Origin of the sequence: Thalassospira sp. B30-1 (assembly GCF_015767575.1) — a bacterium.
Taxonomy (GTDB): Bacteria; Pseudomonadota; Alphaproteobacteria; order Rhodospirillales; family Thalassospiraceae; genus Thalassospira; species Thalassospira xiamenensis.
In genome coordinates this window covers 3,604,683-3,631,141 of sequence record NZ_CP065232.1, presented here as the reverse complement: position 1 = coordinate 3,631,141, position 26,459 = coordinate 3,604,683, and the positions used below count along the sequence as shown (strand labels likewise).

24 protein-coding genes are annotated in these 26,459 nt (G+C 56.2%); 10 read left to right on the top strand and 14 right to left on the bottom strand.

Annotated features, from left to right (window positions below):
• The first annotated feature begins 20 nt into the window (after positions 1-20).
• The 4 genes from IT971_RS17115 to IT971_RS17100 all read left to right on the top strand — a co-directional run bounded on the left by IT971_RS17115 (position 21) and on the right by IT971_RS17100 (position 2,987).
• Positions 21-812 (top strand): hypothetical protein, encoded by a 792-nt coding sequence (locus tag IT971_RS17115; RefSeq protein ID WP_063095023.1) that lies wholly within the window; start codon positions 21-23, stop codon positions 810-812.
• A complete protein-coding gene (locus IT971_RS17110) occupies positions 799-1,467 on the top strand; it encodes a Crp/Fnr family transcriptional regulator (protein WP_063095025.1) in 669 nt (222 codons plus the stop codon). Before IT971_RS17115 ends, IT971_RS17110 begins: the two co-directional genes overlap by 14 nt.
• Positions 1,468-1,537: 70 nt before the next feature.
• Positions 1,538-2,314, top strand: a complete 777-nt coding sequence (locus IT971_RS17105; RefSeq protein WP_082822632.1) for a Crp/Fnr family transcriptional regulator — start codon at positions 1,538-1,540, stop codon at positions 2,312-2,314.
• Positions 2,292-2,987: a Crp/Fnr family transcriptional regulator gene (locus IT971_RS17100; protein ID WP_007089809.1), complete on the top strand. Its 696-nt coding sequence runs from the start codon at positions 2,292-2,294 to the stop codon at positions 2,985-2,987. Before IT971_RS17105 ends, IT971_RS17100 begins: the two co-directional genes overlap by 23 nt.
• Before the next feature lie 1,395 nt (positions 2,988-4,382).
• Here IT971_RS17100 and IT971_RS17090 read toward each other — a convergent pair.
• The 4 genes from IT971_RS17090 to IT971_RS17075 are packed head-to-tail and all read right to left on the bottom strand — an operon-like array spanning position 4,383 to position 9,542.
• On the bottom strand, positions 4,383-4,934 hold the full coding sequence (locus tag IT971_RS17090; protein WP_063095029.1) for a sarcosine oxidase subunit gamma: 552 nt from the start codon (positions 4,932-4,934) through the stop codon (positions 4,383-4,385).
• Between the two features lie 32 nt (positions 4,935-4,966).
• Entirely contained in the window at positions 4,967-7,960 is a 2,994-nt protein-coding gene (locus tag IT971_RS17085) for a sarcosine oxidase subunit alpha (RefSeq protein WP_063095035.1), read from the bottom strand.
• Positions 7,957-8,277, bottom strand: coding sequence for a sarcosine oxidase subunit delta (locus IT971_RS17080; RefSeq protein WP_062960758.1), 321 nt, complete (start codon positions 8,275-8,277; stop codon positions 7,957-7,959). The genes IT971_RS17085 and IT971_RS17080 overlap by 4 nt, the downstream gene beginning before the upstream one ends.
• An 11-nt stretch (positions 8,278-8,288) precedes the next feature.
• Entirely contained in the window at positions 8,289-9,542 is a 1,254-nt protein-coding gene (locus tag IT971_RS17075) for a sarcosine oxidase subunit beta family protein (protein WP_063095038.1), read from the bottom strand.
• A 245-nt stretch (positions 9,543-9,787) separates the two neighbouring features.
• Between IT971_RS17075 and IT971_RS17070 the strand changes: the two genes are divergently transcribed.
• Positions 9,788-10,735, top strand: coding sequence for a 2-hydroxyacid dehydrogenase (locus IT971_RS17070; protein ID WP_063095040.1), 948 nt, complete (start codon positions 9,788-9,790; stop codon positions 10,733-10,735).
• A 66-nt stretch (positions 10,736-10,801) separates the two neighbouring features.
• Positions 10,802-11,182 (top strand): winged helix-turn-helix domain-containing protein, encoded by a 381-nt coding sequence (locus IT971_RS17065; RefSeq protein WP_063095042.1) that lies wholly within the window; start codon positions 10,802-10,804, stop codon positions 11,180-11,182.
• Here IT971_RS17065 and modC read toward each other — a convergent pair.
• The 8 genes from modC to IT971_RS17025 form a co-directional block, all read right to left on the bottom strand.
• Entirely contained in the window at positions 11,179-12,294 is a 1,116-nt protein-coding gene (gene modC, locus IT971_RS17060; RefSeq protein ID WP_063095043.1) for a molybdenum ABC transporter ATP-binding protein, read from the bottom strand. The genes IT971_RS17065 and modC overlap by 4 nt on opposite strands.
• Entirely contained in the window at positions 12,291-12,983 is a 693-nt protein-coding gene (modB, locus tag IT971_RS17055; protein WP_082822631.1) for a molybdate ABC transporter permease subunit, read from the bottom strand. Before modB ends, modC begins: the two co-directional genes overlap by 4 nt.
• Before the next feature lie 6 nt (positions 12,984-12,989).
• Positions 12,990-13,772, bottom strand: a complete 783-nt coding sequence (gene modA, locus IT971_RS17050) for a molybdate ABC transporter substrate-binding protein (protein ID WP_063095046.1) — start codon at positions 13,770-13,772, stop codon at positions 12,990-12,992.
• 182 nt (positions 13,773-13,954) lie between these two features.
• Entirely contained in the window at positions 13,955-14,470 is a 516-nt protein-coding gene (locus tag IT971_RS17045) for a hypothetical protein (protein WP_063095048.1), read from the bottom strand.
• Positions 14,471-14,545: 75 nt separating this feature from the next.
• Entirely contained in the window at positions 14,546-15,235 is a 690-nt protein-coding gene (locus tag IT971_RS17040; protein WP_063095049.1) for an exonuclease domain-containing protein, read from the bottom strand.
• 2 nt (positions 15,236-15,237) lie between these two features.
• On the bottom strand, positions 15,238-17,106 hold the full coding sequence (locus tag IT971_RS17035; protein ID WP_063095051.1) for a DUF294 nucleotidyltransferase-like domain-containing protein: 1,869 nt from the start codon (positions 17,104-17,106) through the stop codon (positions 15,238-15,240).
• 113 nt (positions 17,107-17,219) lie between these two features.
• The gene (locus tag IT971_RS17030) at positions 17,220-18,986 is read right to left on the bottom strand and encodes a sodium:solute symporter family protein (RefSeq protein ID WP_063095053.1); all 1,767 of its coding nucleotides are present in this window, start codon (positions 18,984-18,986) and stop codon (positions 17,220-17,222) included.
• 36 nt (positions 18,987-19,022) lie between these two features.
• Entirely contained in the window at positions 19,023-19,280 is a 258-nt protein-coding gene (locus IT971_RS17025) for a DUF4212 domain-containing protein (RefSeq protein ID WP_007089795.1), read from the bottom strand.
• A 539-nt stretch (positions 19,281-19,819) separates the two neighbouring features.
• On the opposite strand from IT971_RS17025, the gene ettA reads away from it, so the two are divergent.
• Positions 19,820-21,502 (top strand): energy-dependent translational throttle protein EttA, encoded by a 1,683-nt coding sequence (gene ettA / locus IT971_RS17020; protein ID WP_007089794.1) that lies wholly within the window; start codon positions 19,820-19,822, stop codon positions 21,500-21,502.
• Positions 21,503-21,625: 123 nt separating this feature from the next.
• On the opposite strand, the gene IT971_RS17015 is transcribed toward ettA, so the two are convergent.
• Entirely contained in the window at positions 21,626-22,273 is a 648-nt protein-coding gene (locus tag IT971_RS17015; protein WP_223304854.1) for a phospholipid-binding protein MlaC, read from the bottom strand.
• Positions 22,274-22,287: 14 nt separating this feature from the next.
• On the bottom strand, positions 22,288-23,190 hold the full coding sequence (locus IT971_RS17010; RefSeq protein ID WP_223304853.1) for a VacJ family lipoprotein: 903 nt from the start codon (positions 23,188-23,190) through the stop codon (positions 22,288-22,290).
• A 188-nt stretch (positions 23,191-23,378) separates the two neighbouring features.
• Here IT971_RS17010 and IT971_RS17005 point away from each other — a divergent pair, with 188 nt between their 5' ends.
• The 3 genes from IT971_RS17005 to IT971_RS16995 all read left to right on the top strand — a co-directional run bounded on the left by IT971_RS17005 (position 23,379) and on the right by IT971_RS16995 (position 26,447).
• Positions 23,379-24,356: a metalloregulator ArsR/SmtB family transcription factor gene (locus IT971_RS17005; RefSeq protein ID WP_063095059.1), complete on the top strand. Its 978-nt coding sequence runs from the start codon at positions 23,379-23,381 to the stop codon at positions 24,354-24,356.
• Between the two features lie 76 nt (positions 24,357-24,432).
• Positions 24,433-25,335 carry a methylenetetrahydrofolate reductase gene (gene metF / locus IT971_RS17000; RefSeq protein WP_063095061.1) on the top strand — a complete coding sequence of 301 codons (903 nt, stop codon included), beginning with the start codon at positions 24,433-24,435 and terminating at the stop codon, positions 25,333-25,335.
• 38 nt (positions 25,336-25,373) lie between these two features.
• Entirely contained in the window at positions 25,374-26,447 is a 1,074-nt protein-coding gene (locus IT971_RS16995; protein WP_074624787.1) for a homocysteine S-methyltransferase family protein, read from the top strand.
• Positions 26,448-26,459 lie beyond the last annotated feature (12 nt).

The following is a 26,459-nucleotide window of genomic DNA, read 5'->3' as shown; positions in this document are numbered from 1 at the left end:
AGTGAAACAGGGGAATGGTTATGTCCGTCTGCGATCCGGTTTTGATGATTGTCGCGCATGGAACGCGACGAACTGGTGCAGTGCCCGGCGGGATGTTTTCCGCGCATCTGCAACGTCAGTTACCGCATTTCGACATCCGCCTTTCATTTTTGCGATCAACGCCATCAGCGGGAAATGTGTTGAAGGTCATGACGCGGAATTCGGCGTCTGACGTGCTTGTCTTTCCCCTGTTCTTTACGCCGGGCGCCGGTTTGGTGGCGGAACTGTCCGCACTTGTTGCCGATGCCCGGTTGGAAGCGGAGGCACTTTTGCCATTCGCAGGACATTTGTCTGGATATGACCGCATGTTGGCGGCACGAATTGCCCAGCGATTAAAGGCCGGTGGAAATCAAAAGGATAAAAAGGCAATTTTTCTGGTGGCTCACGGGCAGAAGCAGGACATCTGCCCGTCGCCCGAAATGCAGCAGTTGCGAGCGATACTTTCGCACCATCTTGATCACGACGAAATCTACAATGTCCAGATTGATGGCCAACCGTCTCTCGCCAACTGGCGAAACATGACAAGGTGCAGAAATGCTCTTTTTGTTCCCCTTATGACGGGGGATGGGGCGCATTGCCGCATTGATATTCCGGCTTCTGTTAATTCCCGGTCTGATGAGAAAGTCGGCATGCTCGCACCGGTTGGCACGTGGTGGGAGTTGTCTTCGCTGTTGGCCGATCATGTGAATTGCGGTCGACATCATCGCAGAAGCAGTTTTCAACCATCGCAGTCAGCTCGGACAGAGTTTGGAGCCGATCATGTCACGCCGTAACCTGAATGATGCGGATTTCAGTCTGATGTCGAAGGTGGCAGTTCTTTCTGCCTTCTCGCGCGATGAAATCGTATCGATGACAAATGGTGCGACCGTTGTGATTTATAACGGCCGTGAATTGCTGTTTAGCGAGGGGGAGCCCGCCGAACAGTTCTTTATTGTCATCAAGGGGCAGGTGCGTCTGTTTCGAATTCTCGGTGACGGGCGTGTCGCCCTTTTTCATCTTGTTTCAGCAGGCGAGTCTTTTGCCGAGGCTGTGGTCCTTTCCGGGCAAAAGTATCCGGTATCTGCCGAATGCGATCCGGGCAGCCAGATCATCGCAATCAGCAGGCTGCAACTGGTCAATCGCCTCAGGAATGACAAGGCGATGATTGGTCGGATGATGCAGTCATTGATCGAGAGAGAACGGTTTTTCTACAGGGAGCTCAATGATTTGCGCCAGCGAAGCCCATCGCAGCGCCTTGCCGGATTTTTGCTCTCGCAGTCTGACGATGCGGAAATCGTACCCAAGCATGTCATCGCAAACCGGATCGGTGTCACCCCGGAAACATTCTCACGCGCATTGCGCAAACTTGAAGACGACGGATTTATTGCCCAGGATACAAGGATGAGCATCCTTGATGTCGAAGGGCTAAGGCAGTTCTCGCGCCGATAAGCGTTTTCCGATCAAAATTGATCTGGAACAAACTTGATCATCTGGGCTGATGTTAGAGTTATTCCAGTAAATGCAATCTTCCCTTTTTTATACAATGGACGATGCCGTGATGAATGATGTCGAACGCATTTCCGGTGTTCTTCGCTTTGCGAACTATTTCCGAACATGGCCGCAGGAAGATATCCTTGAACTGGCATCCCTATGCCAATGGGTCAGGTTTGACACTCATACAATGATGATTTCGGCAGATGAACTGGCGTCAGCGCTTTATCTGATTGTGAACGGGCATGTCGAATTGTCTTTCAAGGATCAGGACGGTAAAGACGGGGTCATTGATCTTCTGGGGAATGGTCAGCTTGTCGGGGAATGCGCATTGGTGCCCGATGGCTGTTATGCGGTTTCGGTTCGTACCTTGGAGGCAACAACCGCGGTTCGTATTGATGGTGCTGGCTTTGCTGATTTTCTTGCGGCCCATTTCGACCGTGCACTGACCATGATGTCGGCCATGACAGAACGGTTGTGTCAGATGTTGCGACAGGCCGAAGAACTTAAATGCCGGTCGGCGGCGCAACGTCTGGGGATCTATTTCCTGGCAGATGCGGTGCCGATTGACGGTGTGCATGAAACACCCCTGACCATTGAAAAGTCTGCCTTGGCCCGCAAGTTGGGAATGACCAGCGAGACGATCTCTCGCGCGCTTAAGAAACTTTCTGAAATTGGTGTTTCGCAACATGCCAATGGTCACATTATCCGGATTGCAGATGCGGAAATGCTGGCCGATTGGTGCGGGTTGTCTGGGAATGATGCCAAGGAAGGGGGCGAAGATGCGTTCAAGACCGCTGTCTGAAATCGATTACGATATCGTCCGACAGGTCCCGTTTCTGTCTGCTCTTGGCGGGGCGCGGCTTGATAGTCTGATGGCAAAATGTCGTGTGGAATGCCATTCGCGCGGCGAACATCTGTTTCGTGCCGGTGATGTTGCCCGTAACTTCTATGTTCTGCTTTCCGGGCACTTGCGCCTTGTAAAGGTTTCCCCGCAGGGCGAAGAAACCGTCATGCATTTCCTGACCCAACCGGGGGCATTCGCCGAAGCCGTTTCGTTGGCCGGTCGGGCATATCCGGTGGAATGCGAGGTCATGGAAGATTGCGAGATCATCGCCATTCCGCGCGATACCTATCTTTCCGTTTTACGCAGCGCGCCCGATGTCATGGCCGAAGTCCTTGCCGGACTTCTGCGGTGGGAACGATTCTTCCTCGAAGAAATTTTCAAAATTCGCCACACCAAACCGATCCAGAGAATTGCGTCTTTCCTGATCGATTTCGAAGAAAGAAGTGGCGAGAATCTGGGTGGCGAGGACGAGACGAACTTTCCTGAAAAACGTCAGATCGCAAGCCGGATCGGCATTACGCCAGAAACATTCTCGCGCTCGCTTCGTAAGCTAGAGGCAACAGGTGCAATCGCCGCCGGACCGAAACTGCGCATCCTTGACCGGGCGGTTCTGTACGAGCTTTCGCGCTAGAATTATGACGGCTGGTCTTACCTGTCGCGACGTGGAAATGTCTGCAAAAGGGTTTTCCTCTTCGTGAACAAAAAGGCTGTGGCACATATGCTGCCGAAGCAGCAGGATGCTTTTATATTCCCGGTATGCGGATCTGTTGGTGGTGCTGTAATTGGGGATTTTCCCGAAGCCGAACCGGGCATCCGATGGGCGCGCGTCGGGTAGGGCTCATCAATTGCCACGCAATAGCGAATAGCCATTTCTGGTGGACGTACCCGTGAGAGTTGTTTCTAGATTTCCGAGCGCGCAGGCTGCGTCGTGTCGAATCCTCCTTCCCATTCGGTTTCCTTAAAAAGTTCTTGATTTGTTCTTTTATTTATGGCATAAGAGTAAAGTCAACGGGAGAAATGCACCCGGACGGAAACCCGCGAGGCCTTGTGCCTTGCGGGTTTTTGCGTTTGGGGCTGAAGGAAAGAGGATATCGGGATGCATCGGCAAAGACGCGGACATAGACACAGGCAGGGCGGCGGGGCATTCCGCAGGATATGGGGCGGCGGATGGCGGAGCCATTATGGCGGCATTCTGCCCGAGGACGAGGACTGGGACTAGGACGAGGACTAGGGGGGCTAACCCGATCATTTGTCATGACGGGAGAGGTGCGTCTTGTTGAGGAGGGAGCTTTAAATTTGCCGGTAGCGGCAACGATGGCAGCAGGGGGCAGCGTTGAGCTGTGGCCCGTCAAGGGGGGACCGGCGGGGTCCATGAGCCCGAAGTTTGTCCGGACTTCATCGGTTGCCGGAAATGTTGCCATTGCCGGGAGTGATCGGAGCGGGACGTGAGTCCGGAGACCGGTTGTTGGCGAGGATGGCGAATGCCCGAAATGTGTCCGGACTTCATCAGTTGCCGGAAATGTCGCCATTGCGGGAGTGATGGGAGCGGGTCGTGGGTCCGGAGACCGGTTGTTGGCGAGGATGGCGGAGGCCCGAGGTTCGTCCGGGCTTCCAATGATTGCGGGGGTGGTGTCATGACCGGAAGTGACCGGGGCGGGCTGTGAGGCCGAAGGCCGCTGTCTGCGCGGCATTAGCGGGGATGCCGAAGTCCTGGGTTTTTCGGGCCTTCCGATGGTTGCCGGAAATGCGACCATGGCCGGAAGACCGGAGTGGGCTGTGAGGCCGAAGGCGGCTTGTCTGCTCTGCCGCGTTGGCTGGGATGCCAAAGCCCCGCGTTTGTCGGGACTTCCCGGATTGAGGGACGTCCGGTTTTGGCGGAGGTGGTTTGTCGTTGGGGCCGTCGTCGGCTGTGGGGCGGGTTGGGGTTCGTGGCGTGGCTCTTGCGGGGAAAGCCATGGGTCGAGGCGTCATATCGCGGCGTCGGTCCCGGGTTTGCGGCAGCTTTGCAAAGGGCCCGGGCATCGGGTTATTCGCCCGCCAGTTCAGCGCAACCCGTTTCCAGAAGGGCGATGACGTGCGGGGCGAAGGAGCGCCAAAGATCGAGGCGGTAATCCTGATCGCCATCCCGCCACAGCACCGCCGACACACCATCAAAAACCGTGCGGCGTGCTTCGCCGGTCGGTAATTGATCTAGGTCGCGCGGGCAGCCGATGGTGATAAGGTCGCTGGCCTTCGGGCCTGTGATATGGACGGTAACTTCGCGGTCGGAAATTTCCGTCAGGCTGTGCGGGGTTTTGGCATAGATCGCGGCACAGGCATCGGTGATCGTTCCTGCCTGATCTTCGGGGGCGATGATCGTCCATTCGTCCGGGCCAAGGCAGAGGATTTCAATATCCCCTTTGCGCCCGCACTGACCGATTTTGGCCGGAAGGGGTACGCCAAGCGCCTTTGACAGGGCTTTCTGTTCGGGCGTTGCGGCCCGAAGGGAAAAGCGGGCGACAGGGGGCAGAAGTGCTACACGCACGGCGGAGCTTTCGGCCAGTATCCCGGCTTTGGACAGGTCGATATGTGCAGTCATTGCAGTCATCTCCGCTTGTATGACCTTGGAATTTAAAGTTTGAGACGCGCATTTTCGGGGTCGTAAAAGACCGTGCCGGTGATGGTGGCCCTGATCGTCCGGTCGGGCATCGGGATATAAACCGTTTCGCCGGTCTTGCCGTGACCGCCTTCGATCAGGGCAAGGGCAATCGGGCGACCTGCCGCGTCGCTATGGTAGGACGATGTCACGTGGCCGACCATCTTCATCGGGATCGGCTGGTTCGGATCAAGGACGATCTGTGCGCCTTCTTCAAGTTTGGACGTGCCATCATCGGTCAGAAGCCCGACCAGTTGTTTGCGGCCTTCTGCCGTCAGGTCCGGGCGGTTAAGGGCCCGCATTCCGACAAAGTCGGGCTTGTTTTTGCCAACCGCCCATCCGGCACCCGCGTCATAAGGCGTCACCGTCCCGTCGGTATCCTGACCGACAATGATGAAGCCCTTTTCGGCACGCAGGACATGCATGGTTTCGGTGCCATAGGGGCAGATATCGTATTTCTGACCCGCCGCGAACAGCGTTTCCCAAAGGGCCCGGCCATGACGGGCGGGGACATTGACCTCAAATCCAAGTTCGCCCGTGAAGCTGACCCGGAACAGACGGGCCGGGAAACCGGCAACCGAGCATTCGGCAATCGACATATGCGGGAAGGCTTCGTCGGAAATATCGAGCCCCTCGACAAACGGCGCCAGAAGATTGCGCGCATTCGGACCATTGAGCGCAATGGTCGCCCATTGTTCGGTGGTCGATGTCAGCCAGACTTTCAGATCGGGCCATTCCGTCTGAAGGTAATCTTCCATCATGTTCAGCACACGCGCCGCACCGCCGGTGGTGGTGGTGATGTGGAAACGGTCATCGGTCAGACGGCCAATCACGCCGTCATCGCGGATATAACCATCATCGCCAAGCAAAAGGCCATAACGGGTGCGACCGGGGGCAAGTTTGGTCCAGGGGTTGGTATACATGCGGTTCATGAATTCAACCGCATCAGGGCCGACCACCTCGATCTTGCCAAGGGTGGATGCGTCAAACATGCCAAGCGATTTGCGCGTTTCGCGGCATTCGCGACGCACGGCGGCGTCCATATTCTCGCCGTCCTTGGGGAAATACCATGCACGACGCCACAGGCTGACCGGTTCGAACACGGCACCATTTTCTTCGGCCCAGCTATCGATGGGGGTTTTGCGGGTGACCTCGAAATGATCCCCCTTGTGATAGCCGACAAACGCCCCGAAAGTCGTCGGGGTATAGGGCGGGCGGAACGTGGTCAGGCCGACTTCGGGCTGTTTCTTGCCAAGCGCATCGGCGGCGATGTTCAGGCCGTTGATGTTTGACATCTTGCCCTGATCGGTGGCCATGCCATTGGTGGTGTAGCGTTTGACATGCTCGATCGAGCGCATGCCTTCGCGCACCGCAAGGCGCAAATCCTTGGCGGTGACATCGTTCTGATAATCGACAAAGGCACGGGCCTTGCCAGCGTCAAGGTCGGTCGGAAGTTCGGTGTGGCTGGCGCCCGAACCGGGGCGATCATCGGCAACCGAAAGCGTTTTGACCGTGGCGGTTTTGCCAAGTGCTTTGGCCGCCGCAGCGCCCATTGCGGCCCCGTCATTAAGGGCGGCTTCGATCCCCCAAAGCCCACGCCCGGCACCGGCGATCTGGCAATCCTCGGTAATGCGGTCGGGCAGGAAGGTCTGGCTTTGGTCATCCCATTTAAGCGTCCCCTTGGTATGGGAAAACAGATGGAGCGACGGGGTCCAGCCCCCGCAGACCAGAAGGCTGTCGCAGGCCAATGTCTGGGCGGCCATAACGGTGCCATTTTCAACCTTGTTGATCCGCACCGATTTGATGCGCAGGCGGCCCGAGGTGCCGGTTGCGGTATAACCGGCAAAGACCGTGATCCCGCGTGCGGCGGCTTCCTTGACAAGGTCGGCATTCGGGGTCGGGCGGGTGTCGACAATGGCCTCGATCTTCGTTCCGGCCGATGCCAGATCAAAGGCGGCATACCATGCACTGTCATGGCTGGTGACGATGACGGGATTGTTTCCGACACGCACGCCATAGCGGTTCAGGTAGGTTTGCGCCGACCCGGCCAGCATCACGCCCGGACGGTCATTGCCATCAAATACCAGTGGTTTTTCAAGGGCACCCTGCGCCAGAATGACCTGTTTGGCGCGGACCCGCCACATCCGTTCCCGCGGGGTGCTGGCGGCCGGGTTTTCGAGATGATCGGTCAGTTTCTGACACAGGCCGATCATGTTCTGATGGTAATAGCCAATTGCTGTGGTGCGGGTCATGATCCGCACACCAAGGTCGGTCAGGGCATCAAGCTCGGCCTCCAGCCAGTCCCATGCCGGTTTGCCGTCAATTTTTGCCTGCGGTTCGCTTAAAATCGTTCCGCCCGGTTCGGCGTTTTCATCGACCAGTGTGACGCGAAGCCCGGATTCAGCGGCGGCACGTGCGGCGGCAAGGCCCGCAGGACCGGCGCCGACAACCAGAATATCGGTATGCAGATAACGGGATGCGTAATTGTCCGGATCGGGTTCGGTCGGTGACACGCCAAGACCGGCAGCCGCCCGGATGAAGGGCTCGTAAACCTTGTCCCAGAAGGAGCGCGGCCACATGAAAGTCTTGTAATAGAACCCGGCGGAAAACAGCATGTAAAGGCGGTCGTTGATCGCGCCGATATCGAATTTCAGGCTGGGATATTTGTTCTGGCTGTTGGTTTCAAGCCCGTTCCAGATTTCCTGCACGGTTGCGCGCGTGTTGGGTTCAAACTGCCCCTTGCCGCGACGTGTTCCGATCAGGGCGTTCGGTTCTTCCGACCCTGCGGCAATCGGGCCGCGCGGACGATGATATTTGAACGAACGCCCCATCAGGTGAACACCATTGGCGATCAGGGCAGATGCGACAGTGTCGCCCTCCAGACCCTGATAGGTGTCGCCGTCAAAGGTGAATGAAACCGGCCGATTGTGAAGGACCCGGCCACGCCCCGGAACACGGAAAGCGGTCATTTCGAAGGCTCCTTCTTTGCGGCATCTTCAAGCAAAACAGCAAGGTCAGGGCGCGGTTCGCCCGCCTTGTATGTCGTCAGGAACCGGTCCGAGACGGTGTCGCGCACGGCGTTAAAGAACCGGCCGCAGCCATGGGCATGACGCCAGCGTTCAAAATGCGGTCCCTTGACATTGGTGCGGATGAACAGGAAATCGCGCCATTCATCATCGGTTTTGTCCGCCGGATTTTCCGGACGCGCGATATGGGCTTCGCCGCCATAGGTGAATTCCAGTTCCGGCAGCGTTTCATCGCAATAGGGGCAATGGATGAGAAGCATGTTCGTTCTCCTCAGTGTGCGACGGCGGCTGCGGCCGCTTCGTCAATCAGACGGCCAGTCCGGAAACGGTCCAGCGTGAAGGGGGCGTTGATGTCATGCGGAGTGTCCTTGGCAACCGTCCATGCAAGCGTATGGGCAGCCCCCGGTGTGGCCTTGAACCCGCCCGTGCCCCAGCCGCAATTGACGTAAAGGCCCGGTACCGGGGTCATGCCAAGGATCGGGGAGCGATCCGGGGTCACATCCACAATGCCGCCCCATTTGCGCAGCATCCGCATGCGGTTGAAGATCGGGAAAATCTCGCAGATCGCGGCAACCGTATGTTCGATCAGCGGCAGGCCGCCACGCTGGGAATAACTGGTATATTGATCGGTGCCCGATCCGATCACGAGTTCGCCCTTGTCCGACTGGCTGATATAGGCATGCACGGTGTTGGACATGACGACACAGGGGAAGATCGGTTTGACCGGCTCGGATACCAGTGCCTGCAGCGGATAGCTTTCAAGCGGCATGCGCACACCGGCGGTTTCCATAACGACACTGGTGTGACCGGCGGCCGAAACCGCGACCTTTTTCGCACGGATAAAGCCCTTGGCGGTTTCAACGCCTTCAACCGCGCCATCCGGCCCGCGGCGGATCGCGGTGACCGGGCAGTTCTGGATGATGTCGACACCGCGTTGTGATGCCCCGCGTGCATAGCCCCACGCAACCGCATCATGGCGGGCGGTTCCGGCGCGCATCTGAAGGGCGGCACCGACGACCGGATAGCGTGCATTGGGCGAAATATTAAGCGGCGGACAGAATTCCTTGGCTTCCTGGGGCGTGAGCCAGCGGTTATCGACACCGTTCAGGCGGTTGGAATGGATGTGGCGCTGGAAAGACTGAACGTCGTGAACATTGTGTGCGAGCATCAGAACGCCGCGGCGCGAAAACATGACGTTGTAATTCAGATCCTGGCTAAGACCTTCCCAGAGATCAACGGCATGGTCATAAAGCCGCGCACTTTCATCATAAAGATAGTTTGACCGGATGATCGTGGTGTTGCGCCCGGTATTGCCACCCCCAAGCCAGCCCTTGTCGATCACGGCGACATTGGTGATGCCATGTTCCTTGGCCAGATAGTAGGCCGCGCCAAGCCCGTGCCCGCCGGCACCGACAATGACGACGTCATATTCTGCCTTCGGTTGGCTGTCGGGCCATTGCGCCTGCCAGTTCTTTTGTCCTGTAAGAGCATTCTTTAACAGCGACAAAGCAGAAAAATGCGTCATGAGAAGCGGCTCCACCAAGTGTCATGATTTTGCACGATTAGATGTGAATTTGCGACGTCGCGATTGGATATTTGCGTCATATCTGTTGTACATATTCGCCATCCGGGCAGGTAGTGTGCAATGGCGCAGCGGCAGGTTGCAAGTTCAGGGGGTATGTGCGCTGGCCTGTTAATTGTCCTGTTCTCTTGTTTTACAAGTTGCATGCCGCTAGTCTGTGACCTCCCGCCACCAACGGAGAATCCCCGATGTCACGTTCTGACAAACATATCCTCGTCGTTTCGGCCATCCGGCCGCGTCATATGGAAGAACTGGCCGCGAAATACGAACTGCATCGCTGGGATCAGGCGAGTGACAAGGACGCGTTTCTTTCTGAAGTGGCAGACAGAATCACAGCCCTTGTTTCGACCGCCGGGGTCGGGGTGCCGACGGAGCTGATCGGGAAACTGCCGAACCTTAAGGTCATTACAAGTTTCGGGGTCGGTTATGATGCGATTGATATCGCGGCCTGTACGGCGCGCGGTATTCGCGTTTCCAATACGCCCGATGTTTTGAATGACGATGTCGCCGATACCGCGATCATGCTGCTGCTGGCGACGCTTCGGCGGCTGGTTGTTGGTGATCATTGGGCGCGCAGCGGACAATGGTCGGAAAAGGGGGCGATGCCGTTAACCACAACGGCACGCGGCAAGAAGCTTGGCATTGTCGGGCTTGGCCGGATCGGGCAGGCGATTGCCGCGCGGGCGGAGCCGATTGGCATGAAAATCGGTTATTTCGGACGATCCAAAAAGCCGGTCGATTATCATTATGAAGCCGATCTGATCGGGCTTGCGAACTGGGCGGATGTTTTGATGATTTCCTGCCCCGGCGGGGCGGCGACACAGGGGATCATCAATGCCGACGTTTTGAAGGCACTTGGCCCGCGCGGTTTTGTCATCAATATCGCCCGTGGTTCGGTGATTGATGAACCGGCCCTGATTGCGGCACTTCGGGATGGCGTGATTGCCGGGGCGGGGCTGGATGTGTTCCATAATGAACCGCATATGGACCGTGCCTTTGCCGAGTTTGAGAATGTCGTGCTGTATCCCCATAACGCCAGCGGCACGGTCGAAACCCGCGATGCGATGGCGCAGATGGTGGTCGATAATCTGGCACAGTGGTTTGCGGACGGGACGCTGGTAAGCCCGGTTAACTGATTGTATCGGCACCCGGTTTACGGTTGGCAGTAGCGCGCATGTGACCAAGGCGCTAGATTGTCCGTCATGAGCAAAACCGACCTTAAAATCCGGCTTAAAATCGAATTGCCCGATGGGGTTCGCCTTGGTTATGGCAAGATCGATCTGCTGCGCGCGATTGATCGTGAACAGTCGATTTCGGCGGCGGCGCGGTCGATGGGCATGTCCTATCGCCGGGCATGGATGCTGCTTGAAGAATTGAACAAAAGCTTTGCCACCCCGGTTGTTGAAACCCGGATGGGGGGGGCAGGCCGTGGCGGGGCCAGCCTGACCGGGACGGGGATGCGGATCATTGCGATTTACGACGATGCGCAAACCCGTGCAGATGAAGCGTTGGCGGACCAGTTGCGCAAGCTTGCCGATGAACTGGCGGGCGATCCGTCCCCGCCGACTGAAGACGGGTCTTAAAGATCGTCGGCGCGCAGATGCCCGTCGACCGTGACCGATTTGATCACCGCAAAGACCTTTTGTCCGATGGCAAGTTTCAGGCGTGTTGCCGACCATTGGGTGATGCGGGCATGGATTGTGCGGTTTTCACCGGTATCGTCATGACCCAGCCCCAGCGTGACATCCAGCGTATCGCCGCCATTATCGGCGATATCGCGGATCGTTACCGGCAGGACGTTATTGGCGCTGATCCCGGTCGGGGCTGTCCGGGCGATCATCACATCACGCGCCCGGATATGCAGGCGCACCGGGCTTCCGGATTTCTTGCCAAGGAAGGGCACGACAAATCGTTGCCCGGCACAGTCAAGGAAGCTTATGACACCCTTCGGGTCGCGGCTTTTGACCGTGGCCGGAAGCACGGTTCCCGTATCGAACTGCCCGGCAAGCGGGGCAAGGTCGGTTCGGCCCAGCATGTCAAACACCGATCCGCTGGCAAGCGTTTTGCCGCCTTCCATCACCACCATATGATCGGCCAGACGGGCGACTTCATCAATCGCGTGACTGACATAAAGGATCGGCAATTGCCGTGCGTCACGCAGATTTTCCAGATAGGGGATGATCTCGTTCTTGCGGCCCTGATCAAGGGCCGAGAGCGGTTCGTCAAGCAGCAGGATTTCCGGATTGCCCAGCAATGCCCGGCCCAGCGAGACGCGCTGTTTCTCGCCGCCGGAAAGAAGGTTGGGGCGTCGCGATAGCAAGCCGCCGATACCGAGCATCGCGATGACATCATCACAGGCGGCTTTGTTCATGGGCCGGTCGCAGCGTTTATGGCCGTAAAACAAATTGGCCGCGACACTCAGATGCGGGAACAGTCTGGCATCCTGAAAGACATAACCGACCCGGCGCTTGCGCGGTGCCAGATTGATCCGCTTCATGCTGTCATAGACAAGGCGGTCATGGATGGTGATGAGCCCCCGATCCGGGCGCAGCAACCCGGCAATCGCATTGATGATGGTGGTTTTGCCGCTGCCTGACGGGCCAAAAAGGGCGGTAATTCCGGGCTCGGCAATATCGAACTGCGCATGCAGGTCCAGCTTGCCGATCTTGTGGCGGATATCGACGGAAATGCTCATGCGCGGGCCCTTTTGCGAATATGGCGCATGGCAAATTCCGAAAGCAGAAGCCCGATCAGGGCAAGTCCGATGGAAATGGCCGCAAGGCGTGCGGCGGCCAGTTCGCCGCCCGGTGTCTGGATTGCGGTATAGATCGCAAGTGGCAGGGTGCGTGTTTCACCCGGAACGTTGGACACAAAAGTAATGATGGCACCAAATTCGCCAAGGCTTGCGGCAAAGGCGGTAATCGCCCCGGCAATGATACCGGGCAGGGCCAGCGGCAATGTCAGGCTGAAGAACCGGTCAACCGGCCCGGCCCCCAGCGTTTCGGCGGCGTGATACAGGCCGGGGTCGATATTTTCCAGTGCCAGCCTGATGGCGCGGACCTGAAACGGGAAGCTGACAATCCCCGCGGCCAGTGCCGCACCGGTCCAACTGAAAATCAGGCGGATATCGAACGTTTCCAGCAACCACGCGCCAAGCGGCGCGCGGGTGCCAAAACTGATCAGCAGAAGATAGCCCATCACAACCGGTGGCAGGATCAATGGCAGATGCACCAGTGCATCGACCAAAATCCTGCCCGGAAAGCGCGCCTGCGCCAGAAGGGCAGCGGCCAGAATGGCAAAGGGCAGGGCACATATCACCGCCACGCCGGAAATGCGCAGGCTAAGCAGCAGGGCTTCGATCTCGGCGTCGGTGAGTGTGATCATGGTTTGTTATTGTGTCTTCGGGCTGGTTGCCGGGCGTCTGAAACCATATTCCGCAAAAATGGTGCCCGCGTCATCCCCCAAAAGCCACGCCAGCAATTTTGCGGTTGCGGGTTTGGTCTGTCCGGCCGTGATCGCAACCGGATAGGTAATGGCCGGATGACTGTTTTCGGGGAAGGTGGCAATGGTTTTGACATCGGTGGCGATGGCGGCATCGGTGGCGTAAACGATGCCAAGCGGTGCCTCGCCCCGTTCCACCAGTGCCAGGGCGGCGCGCACATTGTCAGCACGTGCCAGCCTTGGTTCGACGGTGTTCCATTGACCAAGGTTTTCAAGTGCCTGTTTGGCGTAAATGCCCGCCGGGACATGGTCCGGGTCGCCAACGGCAATGCGGTCCTCGTCACCGATCAGGCTGGTCAGATCGGTTTGGGACGTGATCGGTTCAAGGTTACTGTTGGCGGGGGCAATCAGAACAAGCGCATTGGCCAGAAGATCATGGCGGCTGTTGGCGGCGATCAGATCCTGATCAGCAAGCCAGGTCATCCATTTCTGATTGGCCGAGATGAATAAATCAGCCGGGGCACCTGCGGCGATCTGACGGGCCAGTGTCGATGAACTGGCATAGGATAGTTGCAACGTGTCGCCGGTTGCCGTGGCATAGCTTTGGGCCACCTGCGTCATGGCGTCGGTCAGGCTGGCGGCGGCAAAGACCGTGATTTCTTCGGCGCGGGCGGTGGTTGCGGCAGCCAGAAACAACAGGGACGCAAGAGCGGTTCGGATCAGATCGCGCATGGCAAAATTCCGGGCTGGAGGATGAACGGAGCAGATGATCATTTTCCGCTATATTCGATAAAATATAGCGGGACGTCAACCATCTGTGCCATCAGATGGAGCCTGCCGGGGCGTGCGGGCCAAAAAAGAAAGGACCGGCATGGCCGATCCTGTTCGGGAATTTTCGATTGGATTGGATCAGATCAGTCACAGACCGAACGCAGCGGATCGTTTTCGTCCATCGTAAACCATTCTTCGATGCCAATCGGGAATCCGTTGCCATCAAGGGCGGTTTGAGCGGTGATGTAGCCGCGTGTTCCGGCATTGCAATCCACCAGATGGGTTAGGGCCAGCGTTTCTGAACCTTTTTTCAGAAGCAGGGTCGTGACCCGTTTATGACCGGGATTGTCCGGATTAGCGACGACCTTTTCCCGGTCAATGGCGGTAAAGCGGTTGATCGGGGCAGAAATCAGTGTCCAGGGGGCAAAGGGATTTTCATCGGCAAAGGTCTGCACGATATCGATCTGGCCGGGCAGGCGACCGGCATAGCGGTCAAACCAGCTGTATTCATCCCAGATCATATAGGCAAACATGCCAATCGCCGCGACAAAGGGGATGACATATTTCGGTGCCTTGCGTCCCCAAAGGCGGAACAGCAACATGACCACACCGGCACAGGCAAAACCGACCACAACGGTCGTGATAATAAACACATACATCCGGCAAGAAGTCCCCTGATTTATTGTTATGACGGGATCGGTCTGGCGGGTGTTCCCGTTTCCCCTGATTACCGATTAACGCAGCACGCGGCGAAGCTCAAGTTCGCCTTTCGGATCACGCTTGGCAATCTGCGCCAGAAACAGGCCCGACGCGGCAATCGCATCCGACAGGGCATTGTGAATACGATAGGGTGGCAGATTATGGGTATGGCGCAGCGTTTCAAGTTTCAGCGCGCCCGATTTCATCGGTTGTCCCTGCCGGTGCAGATCACGAAGAGCCAGCACCAGGGTATCGACGGTCGGAATCTGCAAAGATGCACCAAAGTAACGTTTGCAGGCATGACCAAGGAAACCGAGCTCGATCGGCGCGTGATGGGCCACCAGAACCCGCCCGGCCAGAATGGGCAGGATATGGGCCAGCGCGATCTCGATATCGGGGGCCTGTTCGACGTCGCTGTCGAAAATGCGGTGCACGATTACCGAGCTTTCGCTGAGTTCCTTTTTCGGCCGCACCAGAAGATGCTGACAGCTTGAAAAATCAACTGCGAGCTGACGAATGATCACCAAGCCAATCGAGACGATTTCATCGTGTTTCGGATCAAGACCGGTGGTTTCCAGATCAAGGGCGACAAATTCGACATTCCGGATCGGCGTATCGGGATCGGCGGCGGGGATGTCGTAATAGGAACGAAGCGGCCCGGTCGCCCGGCGTTGCACCATCTGGCGGTAAAAGTCGCTATCGACGATTTTCTGACGCAGGCCCATTGTTATGTCCCGCTTTTGCCAAAGGCGTTCTCAAGGGCGGTCTGCAGGTTTTTGATCACCGAAAATGCGTCTTTCAGATGGGTGCGTTCAAACGCCGACAGGCTTTCGGGATGCAGGAAGTTATCGGGGCGATCCCCGTTGCGGATCTGCCGGACCTGATGTTTCAGCCGGGTGATGCTGATAAATTCAAATGCATCGAGAAGGTCGGACGCCCCCTGTTTGCTGATCGAGGGGAAGGTCATTGCGGCCTCCAGGCGTTCATAGGTGTTGACCGCATCAACACCGTTGGCCAATGCGTGAATCCGCGCAAGATCAACAATCGGTACAACCCCGTTATGCTTCATATCAAGCGTGCGGTCATGTTCACCACCACGAACCATCACGAAATTCTTGAAGAAGCCAAGCGGCACGTGATGGGTCAAAGCATTTCCGACCATGTAAGCCAGGAAAATACGGTTGCCCTTGGCTTTGGTGATGATCATGCGATGCAGGTCTTCAAAAATCGACCGCGTCCCATGGATCGGCCGCAAGTCGAACCAGACGGAGCACAGCATCAATGCCTTGGGTTCAGGCTGTTCGATCCATTTGTTGAAATATTGCTGCCAGACCCGGACAGGCTGCCGCCATTCGGCGGTTTTCGCCATCATTTCGCCGGGGCAATAGACATAGCCGACGGTATCAAGGCCATCGCAAACATAATCGGCCAATGACTTGAAATAGTCGCCGTGTTGATCGGGATCATAGGCGTCATCAAGGATCAGGCAATTGTCCTGATCCGACAGGGCGGTCTGTTCCTGTCGCCCCTGCGATCCGCCCGCCATCCAGACATAGGGCACGGGCGGGGGACCAAATTTTTCCTCGGCCAGTTGCAGCAGGCGCGATGTTGCCGCATCCGAAAGTGTTGTGACAATGTGCCCGGCATTGCGCGATGTCGCCCCGGCTTCGATCAGGTTGCTTAGCAGTTCGGGCACCTGTGCGATGACCTTTGCCATATCGGCGGGTCTGGTCATTTTACGAATGCGCCCGACCATATGAACCGCCGAAAGCGATTGGCGGGCCAGCAGGTTGTTGGTGGTGATCATGCCAATCGCCTTACCGTCCTTCATCACCGGAAGGTGTCGGACATTGTGACGCGTCATGGTCAGAAGTGCGTCAAAGGCATAATCGTCCGGCCCGATGCTGATCGGGTTCGGCGTCATGATGTTGGTCACCGGTTCGTCAAACGATCGGGCCTCGGCGACGACCCGGTTGCGAAGGTCGCGATCGGTCATGATGCCTGCGACTTCATCGCCGTTTTGCGTGATCAGCAGGCAGGAAACCCGTTCGGCGCTCATCAGCTTGCCTGCTTCGAGAATCGATGCGCCGATATCGATACTGACCAGATCACGCGCGATCAGATCGGAAACCCGGATGGACATCAGTTTAAGCTGATCATCATCACGCTTTTCAAGCAACTGCATGCCGCTTCGAAGTCGGGCACCGCCCATCTGTTCAAAGAAGTAATTGAACTGCGGGTATTTCCCCGCCAGATCGTGGAAATCCTTTTCGGGCAGCAGATAGACAAGGCTGTCTTCGAGCATGGTGATGTTGTTGGCGGCCTTGCCATTGCGGAACATCGCGCGTACGCCGAAACATTCACCTTCGCCAAGGCGGGCAAGAAGCTGGCCATCGGGGTCGCGTGTTTCGGTTCCGCCTGTCCGGATGATGTGCAGATGCAGGCATTGCTGTTCAGGTGAGAGGACTTTCGTCCCTTTGCGGAAATAGCGCGCGGTCAGGCGTTTGGGCAGGGCATTGATCACGTCGTCAGGCAAAAGGTCGAACGGGTGATGCTGCTTAAGGAAATCGCTGATTTCTTTTAATTCCAGACTCATATGACCTTCCTCCCTGTCGTGATGCATTGTTGCCCGAGTTCGCGGCAAAAGAAAAGGCCCCCGGAGGTAATTCCGGGGGCCAGCAACAGGTTTCTTGCAAACCAGTCGACCGATTAATGGTCAACGGCGCTACCGGCTCCTTTCGGAACACGGATATCTTCAATCATGTGCTGGATATGTTCCGGCGGTTCTGCGGTAACTTTCGAAACGCCGAACGCAACGAGGAAGTTCAGGATCATACCAACAACACCGATGCCTTCCGGCGAAATGCCGAACAGCCAGTTTGCCGGAACGTTTTCGATCAGTACCGGGATAAAGATGCCCTTGTAGGACATGATATAGCCCATGGTGAAGATCAGACCGACCAGCATCCCTGCAATCGCACCTTCGCGGTTAACCTTCTTGGAGAAGATCCCCATGATGATAACCGGGAACAGTGATGCCGCTGCCAAACCGAAGGCGAAGGCCACCACCTGTGCCACGAAGCCAGGCGGGTTGTATCCAAGATAACCGGCAATCACGATTGCGACGGCTGCCGCAATACGCCCGGCCATCAATTCCTGCCCTTCTGTCATATCTGGCGTAAACGTGCCCTTCAGAAGGTCATGCGAAACGCCCGAGGAAATCACAAGCAACAGACCGGCTGCCGTTGACAGTGCGGCGGCAATACCACCGGCTGCGACAAGGGCAATCACCCAGTTCGGAAGCTGTGCAATTTCCGGGTTGGCCAGAACCATGATGTCCCGGTCAACACTCAGTTCGTTACCGGCCCAGCCATATTCAGCGGCTTTGGCGGCAAATTCGGCATTGGCATCGTTATAGTACTGGATACGACCATCACCGTTCTTGTCTTCAAATTTCAGAAGACCGGTGGCCTCCCAACGGGTCATCCAATCCGGACGATCTTCGATTTTAAGGTTGCCTTCCGGATCACCAACCGCACCGATCTGCACGGTTTCCGTCAGGTTCAGGCGAGCCATCGCACCGACTGCCGGGGCAGTGGTGTAAAGGATCGCGATGAATACCAGCGCCCAACCGGCCGATGAACGTGCATCACGTACTTTCGGAACCGTGAAGAAGCGGACGATAACGTGCGGCAGACCTGCCGTACCGACCATCAGCGCAAGCGTGATGCAGAAGATGTCGATCGTCGATTTGTTGGTGGTGGTATATTCAAGGAAGCCCAGTTCGGTCACGATCTGGTTTAAACGATCAAGCATATGATCGCCCGTACCGTTAACCGTCGAACCGAATGCCAGCTGCGGCAGCGGATTGCCGGTCAGCTGGAAGGCGATGAAGATTGCCGGAATGGTATAGGCAACGATCAGCACGCAATATTGCGCAACCTGAGTATAGGTAATCCCCTTCATGCCACCAAGAACGGCATAAACGAAGACGATGCCCATGCCGACGATCAGGCCGGTCAGGAGTTCGACTTCAAGGAAGCGCGAGAACACGATACCGACACCGCGCATCTGGCCTGCAACATAGGTGAAGGAAATGAAGATCAGGCAGATAACAGCAACGATACGCGCTGTTTTGGAGTAGTACCGGTCCCCGATGAATTCCGGCACGGTAAATTTACCGTACTTGCGAAGGTAAGGTGCCAGAAGCATTGCCAGCAGGCAGTAGCCGCCAGTCCAGCCCATCAGGTAGACCGAGCCGCCATAGCCAAGGAAGGCAATCAGACCGGCCATTGAAATAAAGGATGCAGCAGACATCCAGTCTGCGGCGGTCGCCATACCGTTGACGACCGGGTTAACGCCCTTGCCAGCGACATAGAACTCGCCGGTGGTGCTCGCACGTGACCAGATCGCGATGCCGATATACAGCGCGAAGCTCAGGCCGACGACGATATAGGTAAGGGTAGTAAGATCCATTTGTCTGTCTCCCCGGATCCGGAATTTTCACCGACGTCAGTCGTCTTCGCGAACGTCGAATTCACGGTCCAGTTTGTTCATCTTGGACACGTAAACGAAAATCAACGCGACAAAGACGTAAATGGACCCCTGTTGGGCGAACCAGAACCCGAGTTCAAAGCCCGCAATCTTGATGTTGTTCATCACATCGACAAACAAGATGCCGAAACCGTAGGAAACGACAAACCAGATGATCAACAAGGTGGTCACCAGTTTTACGTTTCGCTTCCAGTAGGCTGCGCTTTGCTCATCCATAGCGCGTCTCCTTCCTAGAAAATGAAAACTTCCCTGCCGACCGGCTATTGAGTTCTTTTTTTGTGCCGGTCCGCCTGCTTTTGATGCAGTGGTGGTGTTTGCACGCACCATTGCCAACGAATTCGATAACAGTTTTCAGAATGCGCAAGAAGCTAATCATTAGTCGTAGACATTCGCGCGCCCGGGGTTCTCAACCTGCTGGAAATGCTGCAAAAACCTACCAAAACCGCCATTTTTTCGATGTTTTTCTGCGCTGCACAATGGCAGCCTGTTTTTAATCGAAATACGCGTATATTTGCTTGATTATGCATTATTAACGGTTGATTTTGCCCCGAGAGGTGTATTTCCGGGCGCGGTTTTGCCCGCGTCGTTTCCACCGATGCAGATTCAAAGCGCATCACAGCGATTGCGATTGTTTGTCATTGTTTGTAAGGGGCCGGTCGGTTACAAACGGGCAAAGCTTTCTGGATGGTCGCAATGCGACGATCCGCATGTCCCGGCATTGCCCGGGATTTCTCACATTTTGGATGGGGAATTTAATGGCATCCTACCAGTATATCTACGTCATGAAGGACCTGACCAAGATCCTTCCGGGCGGTCGCGAACTTTTCAAAGGCATTACGCTATCCTTCCTGCCGGGCGTGAAAATCGGTGTTCTCGGGAACAACGGTGCCGGTAAGTCGACCCTGCTTAAAATCATGGCGGGCATCGAAAAGGATTATTCCGGCGAAGCATGGCCAGCCGAAGGTGTTCGCGTCGGTTACCTTGAACAGGAACCGCAGCTGAACCCGGAAAAGGATGTTCTGGGCAACGTCATGGAAGGTTGCGGTCAGATCGTTGACGATCTCGCACGTTTCAATGAAATCAGCATGGCCTTTGGCGAGCCGATGACCGATGACGAGATGAATAATCTCCTCGCCGAGCAGGGGGAATTGCAGGAACGCATTGATGCGGCCAATGGCTGGGATCTTGAGCGTACGCTTGATATCGCCATGGATGCGCTGCGTTGCCCGCCCAAGGATTCAGATGTGACCAAGCTTTCCGGTGGCGAACGCCGCCGTGTCGCGCTTTGCCGTCTGTTGCTTGCAAAGCCCGACATCCTGCTGCTTGACGAACCGACCAACCATCTGGATGCGGAATCGGTTGCGTGGCTGGAACGTCACCTTGAAGATTATCAGGGTACTGTCATTCTGGTTACCCACGATCGTTACTTCCTTGATAACGTTACCGGCTGGATTCTTGAACTCGACCGTGGTCAGGGTATCCCGTATGAAGGCAACTATTCATCCTGGCTCGAACAGAAGCAGAAGCGTCTGGAACAGGAAGCCCGTCAGGAAGGTAGCCGTCAGAAACAGCTGGCATCCGAACTGGACTGGATCCGTCAGAACCCGAAAGGCCGTCAGGCGAAATCCAAGGCCCGTGTTCGTGCCTATGACGATCTCGTTGCCGAAGCCGCAAAGGCGGTTCCGGATTCAACCAAGATTGTTATTCCGATTGCCGAACGCCTTGGTAACGAGGTGATCACTGCTGAAGGCCTGACCAAGGCATTTGGTGACAAGCTTCTGTTTGATGATCTGCATTTCCGTCTGCCGCCGGGCGGGATTGTTGGTGTGATCGGTCCGAACGGTGCGGGTAAAACCACTTTGTTCAAAATGCTGACCGGCAGCGATACACCCGATGCTGGTACGCTCAAGATCGGTGAAACGGTCAAGATGGGCTATGTCGATCAGTCGCGTGACTCGCTTGATCCGAACAAAACCGTCTGGCAGGAAGTTTCCGACGGTCTGGACGAAATCCTTCTGGGTAAACGCCCGATGAGCTCGCGCGCCTATGTGTCGCAGTTTGCATTCAAGGGGGCGGATCAGCAGAAAAAGGTCGGGCAGCTTTCCGGTGGTGAACGTAACCGCGTTCATCTTGCCAAGATGCTGAAATCCGGTTCTAACGTCCTGCTGCTCGATGAACCGACCAACGATCTTGATGTCGATACGCTTCGCGCGCTTGAAGAAGGTCTGCTGGAATTTGCCGGCTGTGCCGTGGTTATCTCGCACGATCGTTTCTTCCTTGACCGTATCGCGACCCACATCCTGGCTTACGAAGGCAATTCGCATGTCGAATGGTTCGAAGGCAACTATCAGGAATACGAAGCGGATTATAAACGCCGTTACGGTGACGCGGCCGACCGCCCGCATCGCATCAAATACAAGCCGCTGACGCGCGGTTAACAATAAAAGGCCGCCCGCTTGCCTGCCGGGCGGCCTTTTATTATCCCCATCTGGGGGATGCATTAAAAAAGCCACCGGAAAATCACCGGTGGCTTTTTGATTTCCGTAAAGGTCGTGACGGAGTTATTTTCCGACTTTTTCGCGCAGATTTTCGGTCAGCGCAGAGACCTTGCCGCCGTTTTTCTGGATGACGGCGGTGAATTCGTCGCGTTGGGTGATGCCCATGCTCAGCCCTTCGACGGTGACGTCGATGATTTTGTACTCGTCGCCAAATTCGCGCAGACGCCAGATAATCGAAACCGGCGGACCGTCCGGGCGGACAAACTGCGAATTGACGAAGGTATCCTTGTTCTGCTGTTTCTCGTCGCCGACAACGAATTGCTCGCCATTGAAATCCTTGAACTGACTGGCGTAGTTAAGCGCCAGATAGTCCTGGAGAAGATCGGCGAACTCGTTGAGTTCTTCCTCGGAGATCGAGCGCCAGTAACGTCCCAGAACAAACCGGGAAATCACATCCATTGCGAAGTAACGGTCCATCAGCGCAACAAAGTTCTGCCGACGGGTATCGTTGCTAAGCGACTGGTCGGTCAGGCCGATAATCGCTTCATTCGCAAGAGTCTTGATTACCTCGGATGCGTTGCTGCTTACAGCGACCTCTACCGTCAGGGACGGCGCAGTGTTTGCATTACCTGCAAATGCAGGACCGGCCAGAAGGCCGGTCGCGCTAACGATTGCTGCCGCCAGTGCGGGAATCGTAAATTTGCTTTTCATGTTCGATCGAACCATTAATTTGCCGCAGCTTCAAACGCATCGTCGAAGTCGGCAGAAGCGCTTTCGTCTTCGAAATTCGGTGCCGAAGGATCTGCACCGTTCCGAATGGCGGCGTTGCGTTGCTGACGATACAGGCTACGCAAAGCGGCATAATAGTCAATCGACGTCTGCTGCAATTCGTTGAGCTGGTTGAGCGTACGATAGCGTGCGTCAAGTGCTGTCAAACCCAGCGAACCAAGATAGAGCGCATCAAGGGTATCGCTGTTCCGGCTGCCCCAGGTCAGCGGGTTTGCCACGTAATCAACGGCAATGCCGGTCGTATCACGCAAGTTCGACGGACCAAGCAGCGGCAGGACGATGTAAGGACCGCCGCCGATACCGTAATGGCCAAGAGTCTGGCCGAAATCTTCTGAATGATATTCGATGCCGAAATCGGCAGCCACATCATTGAAACCAAGGAAGCCGATCGTGGTGTTCATGATGAAGCGCTGAACGGTGTCAGCCGCCTGATCAGGTTCCCCTTGCAGCAGCGAGTTCAATGCATTAACCGGCTCGCCGATGTTGCGCACAAAACTGCGGACAGCTGTTTTTACCGGCTGCGGTGCAATGTCGCGATACCACATGGCGGCTGGGTAAAGGACCATAAAGTCTACGGCGCCATTAACCCCGTGCACGACCCGGTTCACCGGTTCGAGAGGGTCATAGTCACTCATGTCCTGTGCCGGCTGGGTGGACGCGCATGCTGTCAGCATGGACAGAGATGCACCAGCGCACAGCGAAAGCAAAGTTCGAAGCTTCATTATTTTTTGCCAAACGATTTTCGATACAAACTTTCCCCGACCCCGAGACGTTTTTGAAATCGGGATTTCAAAAACGCTACCTGTCCTGTTGCCCGCGAAGAAAACAGGACCATGCATCGCGCACGTCTCAGATACCAATGTGGTTAGCATAGGGAAAGTTTAAACACCAGCACACAAAATTATGTGCCCGATCAATGGGATTTGGCGTGTTGCTTTTTTGCCATACCCCTTTGGGGTGGGTAAATAGGTCTTGATTAAATATAAACATATCTTTATGTCTTTGCAGAGTTAGCGGAGGTGGCGAAATGGAACAGGTCCTTGCAAGGTTACGCGCGGCGGCAGAGGCGACACGTCTTCGCCTGCTGGCGATCTGTGCCGAATGCGAACTGACGGTCAGCGAGATCACCCAGATCATCGGGCAGAGCCAGCCGCGTGTGTCACGTCATCTGAAATTGCTGTGCGAAGCCGGTTTGCTTGTCCGATTCCGTGAAGGGACATGGGTTTTTTATCGCACACCCAATACAGGTCCGGGGGCCGAACTGTTGCAGCCGGTTCTTGATTTGTTGCCCCGCGATGACGAAACCCTCTTACTTGATCGTACCCGGCTTGAGCAGGTCAAGGCGCAGCGCGAACAGATTGCGACGGAATATTTCCGTGCCAATGCCGATGACTGGGATCGAATCCGGTCACTTCATGTCGACGAAGCAGTGGTCGAACGGGCGCTTGTTGACGCCATCGGCGATCTTTCCGGGGGCCGTATTCTTGATATCGGGACCGGTACGGGCCGGATTCTGGAACTTCTGGGCAAAACGGCCGAAGAAGGTGTCGGTGTTGATATGTCGCGCGAGATGCTGGCGGTCGCACGCGCACGCTTGCAGCGCGCCGATCTTTCGAACTGTCTGGTACGGCAGGCCGATATGTATCAACTGCCTTATCCGGCCGGAATGTTTGATGTTGTGACCCTGCATCAGGTGCTGCATTACGCCGAACGCCCCGAAGCCGCCATCGCCGAAGCTGCCCGCGTTCTGGCACCTAATGGCAGGCTGGTGGTGGTTGATTTTGCAACCCATGACCGCGAAGAACTGCGTGAAGAGCACGCGCATCGGCGGCTTGGCTTTGAAGACGGGGCGATCAATACGTGGTTTCGCGCATGTGAACTTTCGCCCGGCGATGTCATAAGCCTGCCGGGCAAGCCCCTGACGGTGCGAATCTGGTCTGCACATGCATCCGCAAAGGAACAGAAGGCGCAGATCGCGAACAATCATAACGAAGCTGCCGAGTAACAAACCGGCAGCTTGATACCATAATAATGATGAATAACGACCCGTTCCACCGGAACGACAAGACAGGATTAAAAGAATGACGGTTAAAAACGACATCGCACCACAGGGAACATCCCGCAGCGATTTGCGGATTTCGTTCGAATTCTTTCCGCCGAAAACGGAAAAGATGGAAGAAACCATGTGGCGTTCGATCCACCGTCTGGCGCCGTTGAACCCGTCTTTTGTTTCGGTAACCTATGGGGCAGGCGGGTCAACCCGTGACCGCACGCATAGCAGTGTCACCCGCATTCAGGGCGAAACCGGCATTCCGGCGGCCGCCCACCTGACCTGTGTTGGTCACACCCAGGACGAAATTGAGGGTATCGCGCGCAACTACTGGGATGAAGGCATCCGATCAATTGTTGCCTTGCGCGGTGACCTGCCTGATGCGGGCGATAAATATGTGCCGACGCCGGGGGGATATCCTTATGCGGTTGATCTGGTCGAAGGACTAAAGCGGATTGCGGATTTCGATATTTCGGTTTCGGCCTATCCGGAAACCCACCCGGATGCCCCCAGTGCCGATTTCGAAATCGAATATCTGAAGCACAAGATCGATGCCGGTGCGAACCGCGCGATCACGCAGTTCTTCTTTGATAACGAGGTTTTTCTTCGGTTCCGTGACAAATGTGTTGCTGCCGGGATCACCGCACCGATTGTGCCGGGTATCCTGCCGGTGACCAATTTCGGATCGCTTTTGAAATTTGCCGATATGTGCGGCGCATCGGTGCCCAAGCGCCTGCATTGGCGGTTTGAAGACCTTGACGAAGATCCCGATACGCGCCGCATGGTCGCCTTCCACGAAGCCATTTCACAGGTCGAGGGCCTGATGGCCGAAGGTGTTACCGAATTCCATTTCTATACGTTAAACCGTGCCGAACTGACATATGCCATCTGTCATGCGTTGGGTATTCGCGGTGTTGCACAGGCTGCTGCCTGAACCACCCGCCAGAAACCCTGCATGATCAAAACGACTGGATGACGATGATGAATGACCGCAAGGAACGCATTGCCCTGCTGCGTAAACGGGCCGAAAACAAAATCCTGATCCTTGATGGTGCGATGGGCACCATGATCCAGAAGCACAAGCTGAGCGAGGAAGATTATCGCGGTGAACGCTTTGCCGACTGGAAACAGGATGTGAAGGGCAATAACGACTTGCTGTCATTGACCCAGCCAGACATCATCAAGGATATCCATCTGCAATATATTGCCGCGGGTGCCGACCTTCAGGGGACCAATACCTTTAGTGCGACGACGATTGCGCAGGCCGATTACGGCATGGAAAGCCTTGCCTACGAGATCAATTACGAAAGTGCCAAAATCGCGCGCGCGGCCTGCGATGAATGGGAAGCCGCCCATCCCGGCGATGTGCGCTTTGTCAATGGTGCCATCGGCCCGACCAACCGCACCGCATCGATTTCGCCCGATGTGAATAATCCGGGCTTCCGCGGGGTTAATTTTGATCAGCTGCGCGAAGCCTATAAGGAAGCTGTGAACGGCCTTCTGGATGGCGGGGCGGATACGCTTCTGGTGGAAACCATTTTCGATACGCTCAATGCCAAGGCTGCGTTATTTGCCATCGACGAAGTGCTTGAAGAACGTGGTGAAGATGTACCGGTTCTGATTTCGGGCACGATCACCGATGCCTCTGGCCGGACTCTTTCGGGGCAGACGACCGAGGCGTTTTATAATTCGGTCCGTCATGCCAAGCCGTTCTCGATCGGGCTTAACTGTGCATTGGGGGCGGCACAGTTGCGCCCCTATGTGCAGGAACTGTCGCGCATTGCCGAATGCCGTGTTTCGGTTTATCCCAATGCGGGCCTGCCCAACGAGTTCGGTGAATATGATCAATCGGATGCCGAAATGGCGGCCTTGGTCAAGGAATGGGCCGATACCGGCATGGTCAATCTGCTGGGCGGCTGCTGTGGCACGACGCCACCCCACATCAAGGCGATTGCCGATGCGGTGGCAAATGCGACCCCGCGCAAATTGCCTGTGATTGAACCGAAAATGCGTCTTTCGGGCCTGGAACCATTCAACGCCGCCTGATGCCGGGAAGCT

Excerpts from the sequence above, each read along its gene's own strand:
- IT971_RS17115 (WP_063095023.1), top strand. The coding sequence starts at position 21 with ATGTCCGTCTGCGATCCGGTTTTGATGATTGTCGCGCATGGAACGCGA.
- IT971_RS17110 (WP_063095025.1), top strand. The coding sequence starts at position 799 with ATGTCACGCCGTAACCTGAATGATGCGGATTTCAGTCTGATGTCGAAG.
- IT971_RS17105 (WP_082822632.1), top strand. The coding sequence starts at position 1,538 with ATGCAATCTTCCCTTTTTTATACAATGGACGATGCCGTGATGAATGAT.
- IT971_RS17100 (WP_007089809.1), top strand. The coding sequence starts at position 2,292 with ATGCGTTCAAGACCGCTGTCTGAAATCGATTACGATATCGTCCGACAG.
- IT971_RS17090 (WP_063095029.1), bottom strand. The coding sequence starts at position 4,934 with ATGACTGCACATATCGACCTGTCCAAAGCCGGGATACTGGCCGAAAGC.
- IT971_RS17085 (WP_063095035.1), bottom strand. The coding sequence starts at position 7,960 with ATGACCGCTTTCCGTGTTCCGGGGCGTGGCCGGGTCCTTCACAATCGG.
- IT971_RS17080 (WP_062960758.1), bottom strand. The coding sequence starts at position 8,277 with ATGCTTCTCATCCATTGCCCCTATTGCGATGAAACGCTGCCGGAACTG.
- IT971_RS17075 (WP_063095038.1), bottom strand. The coding sequence starts at position 9,542 with ATGACGCATTTTTCTGCTTTGTCGCTGTTAAAGAATGCTCTTACAGGA.
- IT971_RS17070 (WP_063095040.1), top strand. The coding sequence starts at position 9,788 with ATGTCACGTTCTGACAAACATATCCTCGTCGTTTCGGCCATCCGGCCG.
- IT971_RS17065 (WP_063095042.1), top strand. The coding sequence starts at position 10,802 with ATGAGCAAAACCGACCTTAAAATCCGGCTTAAAATCGAATTGCCCGAT.
- modC (WP_063095043.1), bottom strand. The coding sequence starts at position 12,294 with ATGAGCATTTCCGTCGATATCCGCCACAAGATCGGCAAGCTGGACCTG.
- modB (WP_082822631.1), bottom strand. The coding sequence starts at position 12,983 with ATGATCACACTCACCGACGCCGAGATCGAAGCCCTGCTGCTTAGCCTG.
- modA (WP_063095046.1), bottom strand. The coding sequence starts at position 13,772 with ATGCGCGATCTGATCCGAACCGCTCTTGCGTCCCTGTTGTTTCTGGCT.
- IT971_RS17045 (WP_063095048.1), bottom strand. The coding sequence starts at position 14,470 with ATGTATGTGTTTATTATCACGACCGTTGTGGTCGGTTTTGCCTGTGCC.
- IT971_RS17040 (WP_063095049.1), bottom strand. The coding sequence starts at position 15,235 with ATGGGCCTGCGTCAGAAAATCGTCGATAGCGACTTTTACCGCCAGATG.
- IT971_RS17035 (WP_063095051.1), bottom strand. The coding sequence starts at position 17,106 with ATGAGTCTGGAATTAAAAGAAATCAGCGATTTCCTTAAGCAGCATCAC.
- IT971_RS17030 (WP_063095053.1), bottom strand. The coding sequence starts at position 18,986 with ATGGATCTTACTACCCTTACCTATATCGTCGTCGGCCTGAGCTTCGCG.
- IT971_RS17025 (WP_007089795.1), bottom strand. The coding sequence starts at position 19,280 with ATGGATGAGCAAAGCGCAGCCTACTGGAAGCGAAACGTAAAACTGGTG.
- ettA (WP_007089794.1), top strand. The coding sequence starts at position 19,820 with ATGGCATCCTACCAGTATATCTACGTCATGAAGGACCTGACCAAGATC.
- IT971_RS17015 (WP_223304854.1), bottom strand. The coding sequence starts at position 22,273 with ATGAAAAGCAAATTTACGATTCCCGCACTGGCGGCAGCAATCGTTAGC.
- IT971_RS17010 (WP_223304853.1), bottom strand. The coding sequence starts at position 23,190 with ATGCATGGTCCTGTTTTCTTCGCGGGCAACAGGACAGGTAGCGTTTTT.
- IT971_RS17005 (WP_063095059.1), top strand. The coding sequence starts at position 23,379 with ATGGAACAGGTCCTTGCAAGGTTACGCGCGGCGGCAGAGGCGACACGT.
- metF (WP_063095061.1), top strand. The coding sequence starts at position 24,433 with ATGACGGTTAAAAACGACATCGCACCACAGGGAACATCCCGCAGCGAT.
- IT971_RS16995 (WP_074624787.1), top strand. The coding sequence starts at position 25,374 with ATGACGATGATGAATGACCGCAAGGAACGCATTGCCCTGCTGCGTAAA.